The sequence below is a fragment of the Acetobacter estunensis genome (assembly GCF_019083805.1).
In the GTDB taxonomy this organism is placed as follows: domain Bacteria; phylum Pseudomonadota; class Alphaproteobacteria; order Acetobacterales; family Acetobacteraceae; genus Acetobacter; species Acetobacter estunensis_A.
In genome coordinates this window covers 33,772-49,218 of record NZ_JAHRDV010000016.1, presented here as the reverse complement: position 1 = coordinate 49,218, position 15,447 = coordinate 33,772, and the positions used below count along the sequence as shown (strand labels likewise).

The window sequence follows — 15,447 nt, the reverse complement described above, 5'->3', positions numbered from 1 at the left end:
TCACTGCCAGATATAACGGGCGTCATTGGCGTGCGGTCCTTCCGGCTTTGAGGCCGTGTCGATGTTCACTTCCACGGACATGCCCACGCGCACTTTGGCGGCGAGAGGCTGGTCTGGGTCGAAGGTCAGCTTGACCGGAATACGCTGCACGACCTTGGTGAAATTGCCGGTCGCGTTGTCGGGCTGGATCGGGGCGAAGGCCACACCGGTCGCGGGGGCGAGCGAGTCCACATGCGCTTTCAGCGGATGGTTGGGGAAAGTGTCCACCCAGATGGTCGCGCGCTGCCCTGTCTGGACCTTGGTGAGCTGCGTTTCCTGAAAATTACCCAGAACATAGGCCGCCTGCGTCGGCACGACGGCAAGGATTCCAGTGCCCGGATGCACGTAATTGCCCACACGCACGCCACGCTCGCCCACGATGCCGTCGATGGGCGCCGGAATGGTGCAGTAGGACAGGTTCAGTTCGGCCTGCTTTTCGTCGCCTTGGGCCCGCAGCAATACGCCACGCGCGCGTTGGAGCTGGGCTTTCAATATAGCGACCTGACGGATAGCGGCGTCCACGGCGGCCTGATCGCGAGCGATGGCGGCCTGTGCTTCTTTTTCCTGTGCTTCCGAGTGCTGTTTCTGCTCAATGGTGCCAGCCCCGCCGGAGGACAGGTTGCGGTAACGGGTGGCGTTCTGGCGGGCGAACATCAGTTCGGCCTGATCGGACAGCACGGCGGCACGGGCCTCCGCAATCATGGAATCCTGACGGGCCAGTTCGGCTTCCAGATTGGCGACATCGCCCTGCGCCGCCAACACATTGCCTTTCGCGACCTCAAGTGCGGCGCGGTAATCATCGTCCTCAATATGGGCAAGCTCTTCACCTGCATGAACCTGCTCGTTGTCCTGCGCGATCACGCGGTCGATGCGGCCGGACACCTTGGGGGCGACGGTGGGGAAGTCAGCGGTGACATAGGCATCGTTGGTGTATTGATTGACACCATCCCCGTTGACGAGGCGCGTGCCTCCCCATGCGAAAAGGACCAACACGGCGGCGGCGCATCCGGCGTAGAGAAGGGGTTTCTTGTAGATCATCGGGAGCGTTCCGGGTTCAGCGGGCAGGCGTGGTGGGAGAGGGCGCTTGGGGTGGATAGACCCGGTGCGGCAGGATGAGATTCATGACAGCGTAGCCAAGGCAGACCCAGATCAGCAGGTAGTAGATGTCGTTGAGCGCCAGCACGAGGGACTGCTCGTGGACATAGGTGTGGAACACCTGCAGCGAATTGCGCGCGACATGGGCGCTGTCAGGCGACGTTGCGGAAAGCTGCTGGTTGATCGGGTCGCCCATGCCGGCAAGGGCAAGCTGATGCGTGCCGTGGTGATCGAGCAGCATGGTGGAGTGATACTGCTCGCGACGCCGGGTCAGGGCCGAGAACAGGGCGAAGGCGACGGCATTGGCCAGTCCCTTGAGCATGTTCACCATGCCTGAGATGAACGGACCGTCGGCCGGACCCATGGCCATTGTTGCCAGCATGAGCGTGGGGATGACGGTCATGGGTTGCCCGAAGACCTGCAGGATCTGGAGCGGATAGAAATTGTCGCGTACCCAGTCCACGGTCAGCCATGTGCCGAGCCATGCGGAGGCGGCCAGACACAGCATTCCGCCAGCCAGCACGAAGCGGCAGTCCACGCGTCGCGAGTTGCAGATGGCGGCAATCAGGGGAAGCATGATGAGCTGCGGCAGCGCTACCACCAGCGACACGGGAGCCGCTTGAATGGGGCGGTAGCCACGCACGCCTTCGAGATAGGTGGCGGGAATATCGCCCATCATCGCGCAGATGGCGAGGATGCCCACAAGCGACAGCAGGGACGCTTGAATGTTGCGCGACCGCCAGTACTGGATGCGGAAATACGGGCTTGGGTGAAACGCCTCGTTGATGACGAAGACGATGAACGCAGCCCCTCCCCAAAAGGCGAGGTCCGTGATGACGGGGGAGCGGAACCAGTCCAGCCGGTCTCCCTGATACAGCACGATCACGAGCGAGCAGATGGCGGGCAGACCCACGAGAATACCCAGCCAGTTGAACTTCTCGAAGCGCTCGAAATGCATCGGATCGCGCGGCAGGCCGTACGCCATCATCGCAATGGCGAGGGCCGCCGTGGGGATGATTTCCCAGTAAAGCCAGTGCCAGCCGACATGCTCGAACCAGAACGCTTCCAGCGGCAGGCCGAGATTGGGGCCGAAAGTCGCGCTCATGGCGTAGCCACCAATGCCGAACACGCGGATCTGGGGCGGCAGATATTTCAGCATGACCGTCATCAGCACGGGCGGAAGGCAGCCTCCCGCCAACCCCTGAAAGGCGCGCAGGATGCACAGGGAGGTCACGTCCGGCATGAAGGGCGCGGGGATGGAGAACAGCGCCAGTGCTGCCGTCATGAAGATGGAAAAGCGATAGATCGAGAACGTCATGTAGAACCACGGGGTGAAGGCCATGGCCGCGATGTTGAACGCCTCGTAGATGGCGATCACCCACGTGCCTTCATCGTGTCCGATGTGCATCGCGCCCCGAATGTCGGACAGACCGATCTCGGTGACGTGCTCGTTAAAGCCCGCGACATGCACCGCCAGCAGCATACCTAGACAGCCGATGACGGTCCGCAGGCCGAAGGGCGGAATATAGGAAGGCCGTGGCGGCGAGGCGTGGATGACTGGCGCACCGACTGCCTGTGGAAGAGCGGCAGTTGTCATGTCGCGCAATGAGCCGCAGGAAACAGGACCGGACAACCCCTGTTTCCGATAGGCGACGATTCCACTTTTCGGAATGGTTTGTGCTGGTTCCTGCGCTGGGTGGAGTATAAGATCGCGGCCATGCGTGGCTATGATCTGGACCTTCTGCGTTACCTTCAGGTGTTGATCGAGGAGGAAAGCGTCTCCGCCGCCGCCCGCAGGCTCAAGACGAGCGAGCCTGCGATGAGCCGCCACCTCGCCAAGCTGCGCGTGGTGTTTGCCGATCCGATTCTTGTGCAATCAGGACGGCGGATGACGGCTTCTTCTTTTGCTGCGGGCATTCTGGCTCGCGTGCAGGAGGTTGTGCGGGCCGCCGATGGGCTGATCGAGACACAGGCTCTGGCCGATCTGGCCAATATGGAACCGAGTTTCACCATCCGGGCGAATGATCTCATCGTGGCGTCGCTCGGACTGCCGTTACTGCTGGCGTTGCGCAAGGATTGTCCGAAATGCGAGGTGATTTTTGCGCCCGAAGTGGACGATCCGGCGTCCGATCCTCTGCGGCACGACAGTATCGACCTCTATATCGGCGCGACCGATGTGATGAAGCCCGAGATTCGCCGTCAGACGCTGTTTCGGGACCGCATGCGCGGGTTGGTGCGTAAGGATCATCCGATCCTCGACCAGCCTGTCACGCCGGAAACCATGGTGCAGTATGAATATATCAGTGTTTCGCGGCGCCGCAGGGCGCGGGGGCCGATCGACTGGGCGCTGCGTGACCATCATGGTCTGACGCGGCGGATTGCGATGGTGGTGCCGAACTACCACGCCATGGTCGAGAGCATGAAGGACACGGACCTGATCCTTGCCGTGCCGGATGTCGTGCTGGAGCATATCTCGATGGATGCGCTCGGTCTGGCTGCCTTCGAGTTTCCGCTTTCTTTGCCTTATGTCGAGGCGTTTCAGGCATGGCATCCGCGGCGCGACACGGATCCGGTGCATCGCTGGCTGCGTGAGACGCTTTTTCGCGTTTCACGGCAGGTGTATCAGAGCGCGCGCGTGGTGTGTCCCTGAACGAAAAAGCCCGGCCACTATAAGGGGCCGGGCTTTTGCTGTGGAAAGCCGATACGATCAGGCGTTCAGATAGATCGTCTTGGTGTCCACATAGGCTTCCAATCCATGCTGGCCGTCCTCGCCACCGAGGCCGCTATCGCCGTAGCCGTGATGGAAGCCCTGGGGTTCTTCGCCGCCCTCTCGGTTCACATAAACCTCACCGAAGTTCAGTTCCTTTGTCATCCGCAGGATGCGGGCGAGATCTTTGGTGAACAGATAGGCCGACAGCCCGTAACGGCAGTCGTTGGCGCGTTCCAGAGCTTCATCGAAGTCACGCACTTTCAGAAGCGAAAGCACAGGGCCGAAGACTTCGTTGCGAGCGATGTCCATCTCATGCGTGACGCCTGTGATGAGGGTAGGGGCGTAGAAACTGCCCTTGTTATACAGACCGCCCGTAAGCCGCTGACCGCCGATTTCAATCTTGGCGCCTTGTGACGCTGCTTTCTTGACGATGTCATCGACCTTTTTCAGCTCATCCTCGCTCACCTTCGGGCCCATGTCGGTGGATGGGTCCATAGGATCGCCCACCTTCAGGGCGTTGATGCGCGAACGAAGCTTTTCGGCAAAGCTGTCATAGATTGCTTCATGCACATAGGTCCGCTCGTTGCTCGTGCAGACCTGCCCGGCATTGCCAAAACGCGCCACGACAGCGGCTTCCACTGCCTTGTCCAGATCGGCGTCTTCCATGACGATGAAGGGCGCTTTGCCACCAAGTTCCAGCCGCACTTCCTTCAGATGCTCGGCTGCGGCGGCCATGATCTTTTTCCCAGCAGGTGTCGAGCCCGTCATGGTGATGAGCTTCGTATCCGGATGCGTGACCAGGGGGACGCCCACTTCCGGTCCATCGCCCGTTACGATGTTGACTACACCTGCAGGAATTTCGGCCTCTGCCACCAGTTTTGCGAGTGCGAGGCCGGAAAGCGGCGTGAGTTCGTGCGGCTTGAGGACGATGGTGTTGCCAGCCGCAATGGCGGGCGCAATCTTGCGGGCGCACAGGGCGAGCGGGAAGTTCCATGCGGCGATGGCACCGATCACACCGTGTGGCACACGATCAATGAGGATCTTTTCGTTCGGGCGTTCACCGGGAATGATCTCGCCCTGAAGACGACGTGTGTTTTCGGTGGCAAAGCGCAGAAGGCCGATAGCAAAATCCACTTCCTCACGGGCTTCCTTCAGCGGCTTGCCCATTTCGGATGTGATGATCGTTGCGAGTTTTTCTTTGTCCCGTGCGACAAGATCACGCAGGCGATAAAGAGCGTCGGCCCGTTTGGAGGCTGGTGTGTCACGCCATGCGGGAAAAGCTTTCTTTGCGGCAGCCACGGCGGCGTCGACATCTTCCTTATCACCACGCGCGGCTTCACCGAGCTTTTCGCCCGTGGCCGGGCTGCGGATTTCGATCCATTTGCCGCTGTCAGGCTTCTTCCATTCGCCATTGATGAACAGATCGTGGCGGGTGGATGCTGTCATGAAGCAGTCTCCTTGGTGGAGTGTCAGTGAGGGTGGCGTCAGAGTGCCAATGGGAGAAAAACCGCCTGCATGAAGACATGAGGTACATAAGTCTCACCGGTGCCCGATATGCACCGGTCACTCCCAATCACTGTCTCCAACACAGGAAATGCCGTGAGGTTTCACGCAGGGCTGCAACCCACAAGGCACAGAGCCAGTCCGCCGCTTCTTCAGACGACGCCATCCACGCACACCATGGGCATGCCGCTCGCATCGTCTTCCACCCGTGCCTGCACGCCATAGGCTTGTGCCAGAATGGCGGGTGTCACGACCTCGCGCACGGGGCCTGAGGCCAGAACACGTCCTTTTGCAAGCAGCGTGGCCGCGTCGGTGTGGCGCAGGGCCATGCTCAGATCGTGCAGGACAATGACACTCACCATACGGCGCCTTTTCGTCTCGCGGCGCAGCAGATCCATCACTGTGAACTGATGCCGGAGGTCCAGCGCGCTGAGAGGTTCATCCAGAAGCAGCAGATCCGGTGAACGCACGAGAGCCTGTGCCAGACCCACAAGCTGCCGCTGCCCGCCTGAGAGTTCGTCCATGAAACGCAGCGCCATGTTCGCAATGCCGAGACGGGATAATGTCTCCATGGCCTGCGAGAACGCCTCATCATGCAGCGAGTCGCCTTGCACGCGAAGACAGACGAGCACGGATTCCATGACCTGCATGCGGATAGGTGGGGGCAGAGCTTGTGGCATATACGCGCACAGACGTGCATGCGCGGGGCGGGAGAGGGAAGACAGCGCCTGTCCGTTCAGTGTGATTGGACCGTGCGCGGGCAGCAACCCCGCCAATGCCCGCAGGAGCGTGGATTTGCCACTGCCGTTCGGGCCGAGCAAGGCTGTCACTGTTCCGCGTGCAAGAGGACCGAGCGTTACGTCATGAAGGATTGGGCGGCGTCCGATGCGCACGTTCAATGGCCCAGCGACAAGTCCGCTCATGAGGTGCGGCTGTCCCGCAGAACGGTGGCGAGGAAAAAGGGGATGCCCACCAGAGCCGTCACGATCCCGACTGGCAACACTTCTCCCGGCAGCAGACTGCGCGCGGCAAGGGATGCGCAGGACATGATGAGACATCCCACGACAGCGCTGCCGGAGAGGTAAAACCGATGATCCTCGCCCAGCAGGCGGCGTGCAATGTGAGGCGCCACCAATCCGACAAATCCGATCGTGCCGGAAAACGCGACGGCAAGGGCGGCAAGAATGCTGATTCGCATCAGGGATGCGAGCCGCACAGCCGGGACGTTGACCCCAAGACTGGCCGCGCGATCCTCTCCCATGCGCAGTGCTGTCAGGGACCACGCAGATCGTAACGACCACGGCGCCACCAGCAGGCAGGCGCCCCCCAGAACGGCGATCTTGGACCAGTTCGCGCGGGTCATGCTTCCCATCGTCCAGAACACGATATCTTGCAGTGCATCTTCGGACGCAACGAACTGTACCAGTGCCACCAGCGCCTGAAACGTGAAGACAAGGGCAATGCCAAACAGCACAACGGTTCCACGCGCTCCTCCCCGCCATCGCGCGACGAGGTCAAGCAGCAGAGCCGAGCCGATGGCAAAAATGAAGGCGTTGACGGCCACGATGCCTTCACCTCCCCATGCGGCACCGAAGGGCAGGTGCCAGCCCATGACGATGGCGAGGGACGCACCAAAAGCGGCGGCGGCGGACAGGCCGAGCGTGAAGGGGCTGGCCAGCGGGTTGTCGAGGATGGTCTGCATTTCCGCCCCTGCCAGCCCGAGCGCAAAACCGGTCAGGATCGCCATGACGGCGAAGGGTAGTCTCAGGTGCCACACCACCGTGGCGGCAGCACTTCCGTCATCTCCGTGCAGCAGGGCGTGAAACAGGGAGGACAAGGAAAGAGGCACTGGTCCTATGGAAAGATCGGCAAGGAAACATCCGCACAGTGCTGCAGTCAGTCCAGCCAGCAAGCCAAGACGTCGATGGATGAGAGACATCCATGCGTGACGGGCGACGATGACCTCGGAGGACTCCATCACCGACGCGATGCGTTCCTGCGCCGTAGAAGAACACGGACCGCGCCCCGGTTATTCTCATGGCTGTGGGTCGCGGCCAGTATGAGGCGGCGCAGATCGTCGCGCCCCAGCCAGAACGGCAGTTCCCGGCGGAGCACACCACCCTCCGGCCCGGAGCCGAGGCCCGTCACGATTTCCACGCAGCGCAGTCCGTTTCGGTGCGCGCCGATCAGGAATTCATGCAGACGCAGAAAAGCCGCCTGTGCGGTCATGCCATGCAGGTCGAGGCGTCCTTCGACAGGCGTGTGGCCTTTGTGAAGTCGCTTCCAGCTTCCGCTGTCCAACCCGGCCTGAGGTGTGCCGATGAAGGTGTCGGCGTGCTTGGTTTTCTTTAGCGCGCGCCCGCGCAGATGTGCGGCGACGGCCATTTCTCCTTGAGTCAGGAAGGTGAATACGCCGGAACGGGGAATGACGACACGTTCGCGCGGAGGAGCGCGAGAGGGTTCTGGGACAACCGGTCCATTGACTGGACCTTCGGCGTTGCGGCGTACGGTGTCATCGGGACGGGGTGTTGAGGCTGTGGGCGGCACAAGCGGCACGTCTCCCGGTCGGCCGAGCGGTTTTATCCCTCGGACGAAATGCGCCCAGAGTTCGCGTTCCTCTTCGCGCATTGTTCGTCTGCGCCGCACCGCCGGTTCCTCCGCTTCCTCGTGTCCGTCGCCTGTCGTGAGTTGACTATATCCCAACGCGAGGAAAGAGGCACTCCGTTCTCCGGATGACATTAAAACGGGGACGGCCCTATGGACCGTCCCCGCTTCACAGACCGTACGTGCAGCGCCGTTTTATTCTGGAACCTTGCAGCCGATACACAGCTTGTTGCCATCGGGATCACGCAGATACGCCAGATAGAGCGAACCGATGCCCGTGTGGCGCACGCCCGGCGGGTTTTCGATGGCTTCGCCACCGTTTTCCTTGCCGGCCTTGTACCACGCATCCGCCATGGCGGGCGTTTCGGCGGCAAAGCCGATCGTGCCGCCATTGGCGCCTGTGGCGGGTTTGCCGTTGATGGGCTTGGTGACGACAAAACGCACGCCGTGCTTGGCGTAGACCAAGCGGCCGTTTTCGTGAATTTCCGAAGGGGGAATGTCCATGGCGGCAAAGATGGCGTCATAGAATTTCTTGGAACGAGCGATGTCGTTGCTGCCAACGACAATGTGCGTGAACATCATTTCACGTCTCCGGTTGTTGAACCGGACCGCACCTTATCGTGACTGCTCCCTCGCAGATAGGCGCGTGGCGCATGGCATGTGCGTGAAGGCGTTGATCAATGAATGTGGAAGGATGGAGCGATCTTTTTCGCGTCCGTCTCACGGTCCATGGAAAAGCCGCCGCCGATGGCTCTGTACATGTCGAGTGAGGCATCGAGCCACGCGAGACGGGCAGACACCCGCGCCAGTTCCGTTTGTTGCAACGTGGCCTGCGCCGCCAGCACGTCGATCTGACTGGCAAAGCCTTCCTTGAGACGGAGTTCCGTCAGGTTCAGATTCTCCTGTGACGAGGCCACGCGCTTTGCGTCCGCCTCGTCGCGGGTAGCGCTGGTGCGTTCCTCGTTCAGCGCATCGCGCACTTCGCGAAAAGCGGTGCGGATGCTCTGCTGATAGAGGATGGCCTGCTCTTCCTTTTGGGTCTTGGCCAGTTTCACGCCGCTGCGGGTGCGTCCAAAGTCGAGCAGAGGCGTGGCCATGGCGGCTGCCAGTGTCCATGAGCGGGTGGTGGCGCGGTAGAGATTATCGATGTCCACATTGTTCACGCCCGCCAGACTGGCCAGCGAAATGGTGGGGAAATAGGCCGCGCGGGCATAGCCGATGGCGTAGTTGCTGGCGATCAGCCCCTGTTCGCGCATGGCAATGTCGGGGCGACGCTCAATGAGCGTGGCGGGTAATTGCGGCGGGGTGGGAGAGGGAACCGTAATTGCGAGAATATCCCGCCCGCGTGGAAGATCCTGCCCGATGATATCCTGCGGGGAGCGTCCGATCAGCACGGCCAGTGCGCTTTCAGCCTTGCTCCGCTGATCCTGCGCGGCGGGTAGGGCGGCCTGTGCCGTATCGAGCTGTTGATTGACGGTGTTGAGGGTCAGTGCATCGACCGCCCCCACTTCGTACTGTTTCTGCACCAGCGCCAGAAGCTGCGTCTGGGTGTTCACTTCGTCTTGTAGAATGGCGACTTCCGCGTCCAGCGCACGGATACTGAAATAGAGGCGTGTCGTGGTGGCTTCCACCATGATCCGCGCCGCCGCCTGTGCGTAAACGCCGGCTTGCACGCCAGCTTTTGCGGCATCGCTCGCGCTTGCGTTCTTGCCCCACAGGTCCAGTTCATAAGTCAGCATGCCGCCTACAAACCCCAGATTGCTGGTCTTATGGGGAATGGGGAGATTGTCGTTCATGTGAAAACGGCCGAACGCATCCGCGCCCACGCCCGAGATCATGGGAAGCTGGCTGGCGAAGGCGTAGTCATACTCCGCGCGGGCCTGCTGGAGATGGTTTTTCGCCAGTGCAAGGTCATCGCTGCTGCGCAGGGCGTCTTCAACAAGTTGATCGAGAACTGGATCCTCATAGGAGCGCCACCAGTCTATATCATCGGCAGGAGCCGCAGTCGTGGCGGTGCTCCATGTCTGTGGCAGAGAGGGCGTCGGCCGCTTGTAGGTGGGGGAAAGCCAAGAGCATCCAGCGAGAGCCAGCGGCAGAAGGGCGAGCAGCCTTTTCCTCATGGCGTGGCCTCCATGCCGGTCGGTTCCTGCTTCTTTGGCTCCTGCACACGGAACCACAGGACATAGAGCGACGGCAGGAAGATCAGTGTCAGCAAGGTGGCCACGGCGAGACCGCCCATGATGACATCCGCCATCGGGCCCCAGAAGACGCTCGATGCGATGGGCAGCATGCCAAGGATGGCAGCGACGGCCGTGAGCATGATGGGACGGAAACGGATCATGGCGGCGTCCGCCACGGCGTCCCATTCGTTTTTGCCGGCTTCCAGTTCGATTTCGATCTGATGCACCAGAATGACCGAGTTGCGTATGATCATCCCCACCAGAGCCACCAGTCCGAGCATGGCGATGAAGCCCATTGGGTGATCCGTGAGCAGAAGGCCGCTCACCACGCCGATCAGGCCGAACGGGGCGACACTGATCACCAGGGCCAGGCGCTTGAAGTTCTGAAGCTGGATCATCAGCACGGACAGCATGATCAGCACCATGACCGGCATGACCGCAACCACCGATTTCTGCGATTTGTTGGCTTCTTCCACTGTGCCGCCCGCCACTACATGATAGCCGGGAGGGAGCGTGGCGTTGAAGCGACTGATCTGGGGAGCCAGTGCGGCAACGATGGTGTTGGCCTGCACGCCATCCCTCATCTGTGCCTGAATCGTCATGGTCGGCAGTCGGTCGCGCCGCCAGATCAGCGGATATTCCTCCGCATAGGAGACGGTCGCGACAGTGTTCAGTGGCACCGTCATGTCGTTGGGCAGGCGGATGTCGAGTGTGCGGAGAGTGTCGATAGACTGCCGTTCATCGGCGTTGGCGCGCAACACGACGTTGACGAGGTAGATGCTGTCGCGCACCTGCGTGACCGTCTCGCCCGTCACGGTCGCGTTGATGGCCTGCGCAATGGCGGCGGAGGAGAGGCCAAGCCGTCGCGCTTCTTCCTGCCGCACGTCGATGCGCAGTTTGCGCGCCGGATCGCCCCAGTCGAAATTGATGCGGAGCAGATCGCTGTCCGCACCCATGATCTGCGCGACCTGATGGGCATAGCGCCACACCTTGTCCGGGTCGCGTCCGGTGATGCGATATTGCACAGGCCAGCCTACCGGCGGCCCGAGTTCCAGCGGGAACAGGCCGTGCACGACATCGGGCATTTCACGCGCCAGCCGGTCGTTCAATCGCTTGCGCAGGTTCTCACGGGCTTTGGCGCTTTTCGCGACGATCACGGTCTGGGTGAAGAAGTCGTTGGGCAGTTGCTCATCGAGCGAGAGATAGAAGCGGACAGCGCCCTGTCCGACATAAGAACTCCAGTGGTCGATGTCGGGATCGTTGCGGAGCATCGCGTCCAGACGACGCGACACGTCGCTCGTGGCCTTGATGGACGATCCCTGTCGGAGAGACAGGTTGACCAGAAGTTCGGGGCGGTCGGAGGCCGGGAAGAACTGCTGTGGCACCAGCGGTGCTGCCAGAAGGGCCACAATGAGAGCACCAAGGCTGACGAATACCGTCATTTTCGGACGGCGCATGGTGGCCAGCAGCACACGCTCGAAGGTGGCCCGCAAACGAGTCTGCGGCGGTTCTCCCTTGGAGCCTGCTCCCTTTTTAGCTTTGAGGAGGGCAACGCCGATCAGCGGCGCGACCAGAACCGCCACGAACCACGAAATCACCAGCGCCAATGCCACGACGGCAAAAAGCGAGAAGGTGTATTCGCCTGCGACACTGTGGGCGAAACCGACAGGCACGAAACCCGCGACCGTGACCAGCGTGCCGGTCAGCATGGGAAAGGCAGTGGAGGTATAGGCAAAAGTGGCGGCCTTCGTGAGAGGCCAGCCTTCCTCCAGTTTGCTCACCATGCTTTCGACCGTAATCATAGCATCGTCCACCAGCAGGCCGAGTGCGATGATCAGCGCGCCGAGCGAGACGCGCTGAAGGTCGATGCCCATGATCTTCATGTACACAAACACAATAGCCAGTACGAAGGGGATGCAGAACGCCACCACTGTTCCCGCACGGGCGCCAAGGCTGAGGAAGCTCACGCCCAGCACGATGGCAATGGCTTCGAACAGGGCTTCGGTGAAGTCACCGACGGCGTCTTTCACCACCTTTGGCTGATTGGCCACGAGATGGGATTCGATGCCGATGGGCATGCGGGCATGAAGCTCCGTCATCTTGGCTGTGATGTTCTTTTCCAGTTGCAGCACGTTGCCGCCGGTGCGCATGGAGAGCGCCAGTGCGATGGCGTCATGGCCGTTCACGCGGAACATGGTCTGCGGTGGATCGGAATAAGAGCGGGTGATGGTGGCGATGTCGCCCAGCCGCACCTTGCGGTTGCCTGCATAGACCGTGACGTTGGCGATGTCGTTCAGGGAGCCGAACGAACCGGTGGGCTGCACCACGATGCGCTCACGTCCTGTGTCGATGGCACCCGAGGGGACGATGGCGTTCTGCGTGGCGATGGCGGCCGCGATGGCCGCGCCATTGATCCCCATCCGTGCCAGCCGGTGGGTGGAGAAATCGACGTGGATTTCCTCGTCCTGCGCGCCCAGCGTGTTGACCTTGGCGACATCGGGGACGTGCAGCAGTTCATCGCGCACGGTCTCGACATAATCGCGCAGTTCCCGGTGCGTGAAACCATCCGCCGTGAAGGCGTAGATGATGCCGTAGGTATCTCCGAACTCATCGTCGAAGAAGGGACCGACTGTGCCGGGTGGCAGTTCGATTTTGGCGTCACCGATCTTCTTGCGCACCTGATACCAGATGTCGGGCACTTCTGCTTTGGGCGCACCTGACAGCAGGTTGACGAAAATCGTGGTTTTGCCTGCCAGTGTGTAGCTTTTGATGTAGTCGAGGTCTGGCGTTTCCTGCAGCTTCTTTTCAATGCGTTCCGTTAGCTGGTGGGTGGTTTCCTCCACCGAAGCGCCGGGCAGAAGTGCCTGCACCACCATCGTCTTGACCGTGAAGGGCGGATCCTCATTCCGGCCAAGCTGGAAATAGGATAGGATGCCCGCAACACCTGCGATAATCATGAAGAACAGCACGAGTGCGCGGTGACGGAGCGCCCATGCGGAGAGGTTCACGCCTCCCGGCGGCACGGGTTCAAGGTCTGACATCGGCCTCATCCAGAAGGCTGACCTTTTCACCGGGATAAAGTACCTGCACGCCTGCCGTCACCACACGGTCTCCAGCGCGAAGTCCTGAGGCGATACTCACATCGTTCGTGGTGTAGCGCCCGACATTCACCAGCCTCTGTGAAACGGTAAGGGCGTCTGGCGCCACGATCCATACGGCAGGTTTACCGTCCTGCGTCGTCAATGCCGAAGGAGGAAGATGGAAGGTGGCGTCATGACCGGTTGCGGAGATACGTCCCACCACCACGCTGCCGAGTGCCATGGTTGCGGGTGGCTGAAGCAGCAGTGCCTTGGTGCGATAGGTGCGCGTTAGGGCATCGGCATCGGGCGAGATTTCATACACCTGCGCGGGTGAGCAACTCTGGGGTTCGGCATCGAGGCAGACGGAAAGCGGGGTGCCAACTGTCACGCGCGACTGGAGCAGGTCTTCAGGTATGTCGAACTGTGCATCGCGCCCCGCATTGGTGGCGAGACGAAAGATGGCCTGTCCCGGTGCGATGACTTCTCCGGCTTCCGCCATGCGGTCGGTGATGATGCCGTCCTCATCGGCCAGAAGGCGTGTGCGATCCAGTTCTTCCTGAGCGATCCGGACCTGTGCCTGTGTGGCCTGCACCTGTTCCTGAGCGGAGCGGTAACGGCGGACGATATCGTCGTATTCGTTGCGTGAAATGGCCTTGACGGGCAGCAGGACATCGGCCCGTCGTTTCAGAGGTGTCATTTGTGCCAAAGCAGCGCGGGCGGTTCCGGCCTCTGCCGTGGCTGAGCGCAGAGCCTGACGGGGAACGGTGTCATCCAGGCGCGCCAGAAGCTGTCCGGCGTGAACAACGCTGCCTGCGGAGACCGTGCGTTCCACGATCTTTCCGGGCAGCCGGAACGAGAGCGTAAGATAACGGTGGGCGGTCACCTGTCCCGTGAGGGAGAGTGTGTCGGTCCCCTGTTGCGGTTGCACCACAAGGGACCGGACCGGCCGTATTTCGGGAGCGGGTTTCTTCTTGTGGCAACCTGCGAGCGTCAAAGGCAGCAGACAGAAGATCAGTCGGGACTGTCTCATGATGCGGTCTTTTCTGGTACGACACATGAAATGTCAGGCTTAAGAACGCCGTGCATGAAGTTGTTCCAGCATGCATTGAAATAGTGATCCCGATCATCGGGATGAGAGAGAACATGGCGGCCAAACAAGACCTGCTGGTGCGGCCATCCCAGAAGCAGGCCGACCAGTATGCGGCTGGTTTCCTGCAGCTTGCAGTCTGTTTTCAATTGCCCGGCCGTTTCGGCCTGCGTGAGAAAACGTAAGGCCAGTTTTTCGAGAGGGTCGAAGATATGAGCGCCGGCATGGGTAATCAGATCGGGAAAGCGCCATCCTTCTCCGACGAATGTGCGACTCAGGGCGATCGTTTCCGGATCCAGAACAAGATCCAGTAGTCTTCGCAGTGTGCGGTGCAAGGTGGGGAGTGGTTTGTCCGATGAGTGGCTTTCATCGGACGCCACAGCCTTGAGAAAGGTATGACCCAGTTCGGAAATGACCGTCTTGAAGAGGTCTTCCTTGGAGGCGTGCCGCCGATAGATTGTCTGCTTGCCGACCTGCGCCACGGCAGCAATCTGTTCAATGGAGGTTGCGGCATAGCCCTGTTCGCCAAACAGGCGTCCAGCGGTTTTCAGAATCAGCGCATCCAGTTCTTCGGACATTTTCGATCCCGGTCGTCCGGCTGATCGTCTGGTTGCCGCTGTCTTCATAGGGCCTGCTGGTTTCTGGCGGTTTGGGTTGACCAGAAAATAGACGAGACTGTCTCGTTTCGCAATCTGGGAATGGAGAGGCTCTATTGGGGCGTGGGGCAGTCATAGGCGGGAAGGGTGGTGATCTCAGTATTCTGGACTGATGGATGTTACGGGATCACAATCTATCAAGTATTATTTTTTATATTTGAGTGCGTGTATTAAAAAGTATAAATATATATAGATGGTTTTAGGGATTTTTTTTTGAGTACGTATGTATATTTTATAGAGATGTTTAATTTTATATTTTGATGTGTTGTGAATTATATGGAGATTTATATAGCCATATTAAAAAGTTGGGTGAATGGATAGAAAAGAATTTTCTTGTTTATTTAAGTGGGGATTACCAAACGCTGTCTCATAAATAGATCATGCTAGTCAGCTATTTTAGGAGATTACATAAGGAAAATGGCTGGGGGACCTGGACCCATTAGTCAGAACACATGTAAGTCATTAAAATCATTGCATAAAATCCCAGAAAAGA

General features: G+C 60.2%; 12 protein-coding genes. 1 reads left to right on the top strand and 11 read right to left on the bottom strand.

Features of this window, described 5'->3' with window-relative positions; translation table 11 throughout:
• Both KUA11_RS14830 and KUA11_RS14825 read right to left on the bottom strand, forming a co-directional pair.
• Complete coding sequence (locus tag KUA11_RS14830) at positions 1-1,077, bottom strand: HlyD family secretion protein (RefSeq protein WP_217411619.1); 1,077 nt, start codon at positions 1,075-1,077, stop codon at positions 1-3.
• Positions 1,078-1,093: 16 nt separating this feature from the next.
• Positions 1,094-2,731, bottom strand: a complete 1,638-nt coding sequence (locus KUA11_RS14825; RefSeq protein ID WP_217411617.1) for an MFS transporter — start codon at positions 2,729-2,731, stop codon at positions 1,094-1,096.
• A 120-nt stretch (positions 2,732-2,851) separates the two neighbouring features.
• On the opposite strand from KUA11_RS14825, the gene KUA11_RS14820 reads away from it, so the two are divergent.
• Positions 2,852-3,784 (top strand): LysR family transcriptional regulator, encoded by a 933-nt coding sequence (locus KUA11_RS14820; RefSeq protein WP_217411657.1) that lies wholly within the window; start codon positions 2,852-2,854, stop codon positions 3,782-3,784.
• 57 nt (positions 3,785-3,841) lie between these two features.
• Here KUA11_RS14820 and aldA read toward each other — a convergent pair whose 3' ends face one another.
• The 9 genes from aldA to KUA11_RS14775 form a co-directional block, all read right to left on the bottom strand.
• Positions 3,842-5,290 (bottom strand): aldehyde dehydrogenase, encoded by a 1,449-nt coding sequence (aldA, locus tag KUA11_RS14815; RefSeq protein WP_217411615.1) that lies wholly within the window; start codon positions 5,288-5,290, stop codon positions 3,842-3,844.
• 209 nt (positions 5,291-5,499) lie between these two features.
• A complete protein-coding gene (locus KUA11_RS14810; protein ID WP_217411613.1) occupies positions 5,500-6,270 on the bottom strand; it encodes an ABC transporter ATP-binding protein in 771 nt (256 codons plus the stop codon).
• A complete protein-coding gene (locus tag KUA11_RS14805) occupies positions 6,267-7,325 on the bottom strand; it encodes a FecCD family ABC transporter permease (protein ID WP_217411655.1) in 1,059 nt (352 codons plus the stop codon). Before KUA11_RS14805 ends, KUA11_RS14810 begins: the two co-directional genes overlap by 4 nt.
• Entirely contained in the window at positions 7,325-7,975 is a 651-nt protein-coding gene (locus KUA11_RS14800) for a Smr/MutS family protein (protein ID WP_217411611.1), read from the bottom strand. Before KUA11_RS14800 ends, KUA11_RS14805 begins: the two co-directional genes overlap by 1 nt.
• A gap of 171 nt (positions 7,976-8,146) precedes the next feature.
• Positions 8,147-8,530, bottom strand: coding sequence for a VOC family protein (locus KUA11_RS14795; protein WP_217411653.1), 384 nt, complete (start codon positions 8,528-8,530; stop codon positions 8,147-8,149).
• Positions 8,531-8,628: 98 nt separating this feature from the next.
• Entirely contained in the window at positions 8,629-10,071 is a 1,443-nt protein-coding gene (locus tag KUA11_RS14790; protein WP_217411609.1) for an efflux transporter outer membrane subunit, read from the bottom strand.
• Positions 10,068-13,181 (bottom strand): efflux RND transporter permease subunit, encoded by a 3,114-nt coding sequence (locus KUA11_RS14785; RefSeq protein WP_217411607.1) that lies wholly within the window; start codon positions 13,179-13,181, stop codon positions 10,068-10,070. Before KUA11_RS14785 ends, KUA11_RS14790 begins: the two co-directional genes overlap by 4 nt.
• Positions 13,159-14,241 carry an efflux RND transporter periplasmic adaptor subunit gene (locus KUA11_RS14780; RefSeq protein ID WP_254454966.1) on the bottom strand — a complete coding sequence of 361 codons (1,083 nt, stop codon included), beginning with the start codon at positions 14,239-14,241 and terminating at the stop codon, positions 13,159-13,161. The genes KUA11_RS14785 and KUA11_RS14780 overlap by 23 nt, the downstream gene beginning before the upstream one ends.
• Positions 14,238-14,876: a TetR/AcrR family transcriptional regulator gene (locus tag KUA11_RS14775; protein ID WP_217411603.1), complete on the bottom strand. Its 639-nt coding sequence runs from the start codon at positions 14,874-14,876 to the stop codon at positions 14,238-14,240. Before KUA11_RS14775 ends, KUA11_RS14780 begins: the two co-directional genes overlap by 4 nt.
• Positions 14,877-15,447 lie beyond the last annotated feature (571 nt).

Excerpts from the sequence above, each read along its gene's own strand:
- KUA11_RS14830 (WP_217411619.1), bottom strand. The coding sequence starts at position 1,077 with ATGATCTACAAGAAACCCCTTCTCTACGCCGGATGCGCCGCCGCCGTG.
- KUA11_RS14825 (WP_217411617.1), bottom strand. The coding sequence starts at position 2,731 with ATGACAACTGCCGCTCTTCCACAGGCAGTCGGTGCGCCAGTCATCCAC.
- KUA11_RS14820 (WP_217411657.1), top strand. The coding sequence starts at position 2,852 with ATGCGTGGCTATGATCTGGACCTTCTGCGTTACCTTCAGGTGTTGATC.
- aldA (WP_217411615.1), bottom strand. The coding sequence starts at position 5,290 with ATGACAGCATCCACCCGCCACGATCTGTTCATCAATGGCGAATGGAAG.
- KUA11_RS14810 (WP_217411613.1), bottom strand. The coding sequence starts at position 6,270 with ATGAGCGGACTTGTCGCTGGGCCATTGAACGTGCGCATCGGACGCCGC.
- KUA11_RS14805 (WP_217411655.1), bottom strand. The coding sequence starts at position 7,325 with ATGGAGTCCTCCGAGGTCATCGTCGCCCGTCACGCATGGATGTCTCTC.
- KUA11_RS14800 (WP_217411611.1), bottom strand. The coding sequence starts at position 7,975 with ATGCGCGAAGAGGAACGCGAACTCTGGGCGCATTTCGTCCGAGGGATA.
- KUA11_RS14795 (WP_217411653.1), bottom strand. The coding sequence starts at position 8,530 with ATGTTCACGCACATTGTCGTTGGCAGCAACGACATCGCTCGTTCCAAG.
- KUA11_RS14790 (WP_217411609.1), bottom strand. The coding sequence starts at position 10,071 with ATGAGGAAAAGGCTGCTCGCCCTTCTGCCGCTGGCTCTCGCTGGATGC.
- KUA11_RS14785 (WP_217411607.1), bottom strand. The coding sequence starts at position 13,181 with ATGAGGCCGATGTCAGACCTTGAACCCGTGCCGCCGGGAGGCGTGAAC.
- KUA11_RS14780 (WP_254454966.1), bottom strand. The coding sequence starts at position 14,241 with ATGAGACAGTCCCGACTGATCTTCTGTCTGCTGCCTTTGACGCTCGCA.
- KUA11_RS14775 (WP_217411603.1), bottom strand. The coding sequence starts at position 14,876 with ATGTCCGAAGAACTGGATGCGCTGATTCTGAAAACCGCTGGACGCCTG.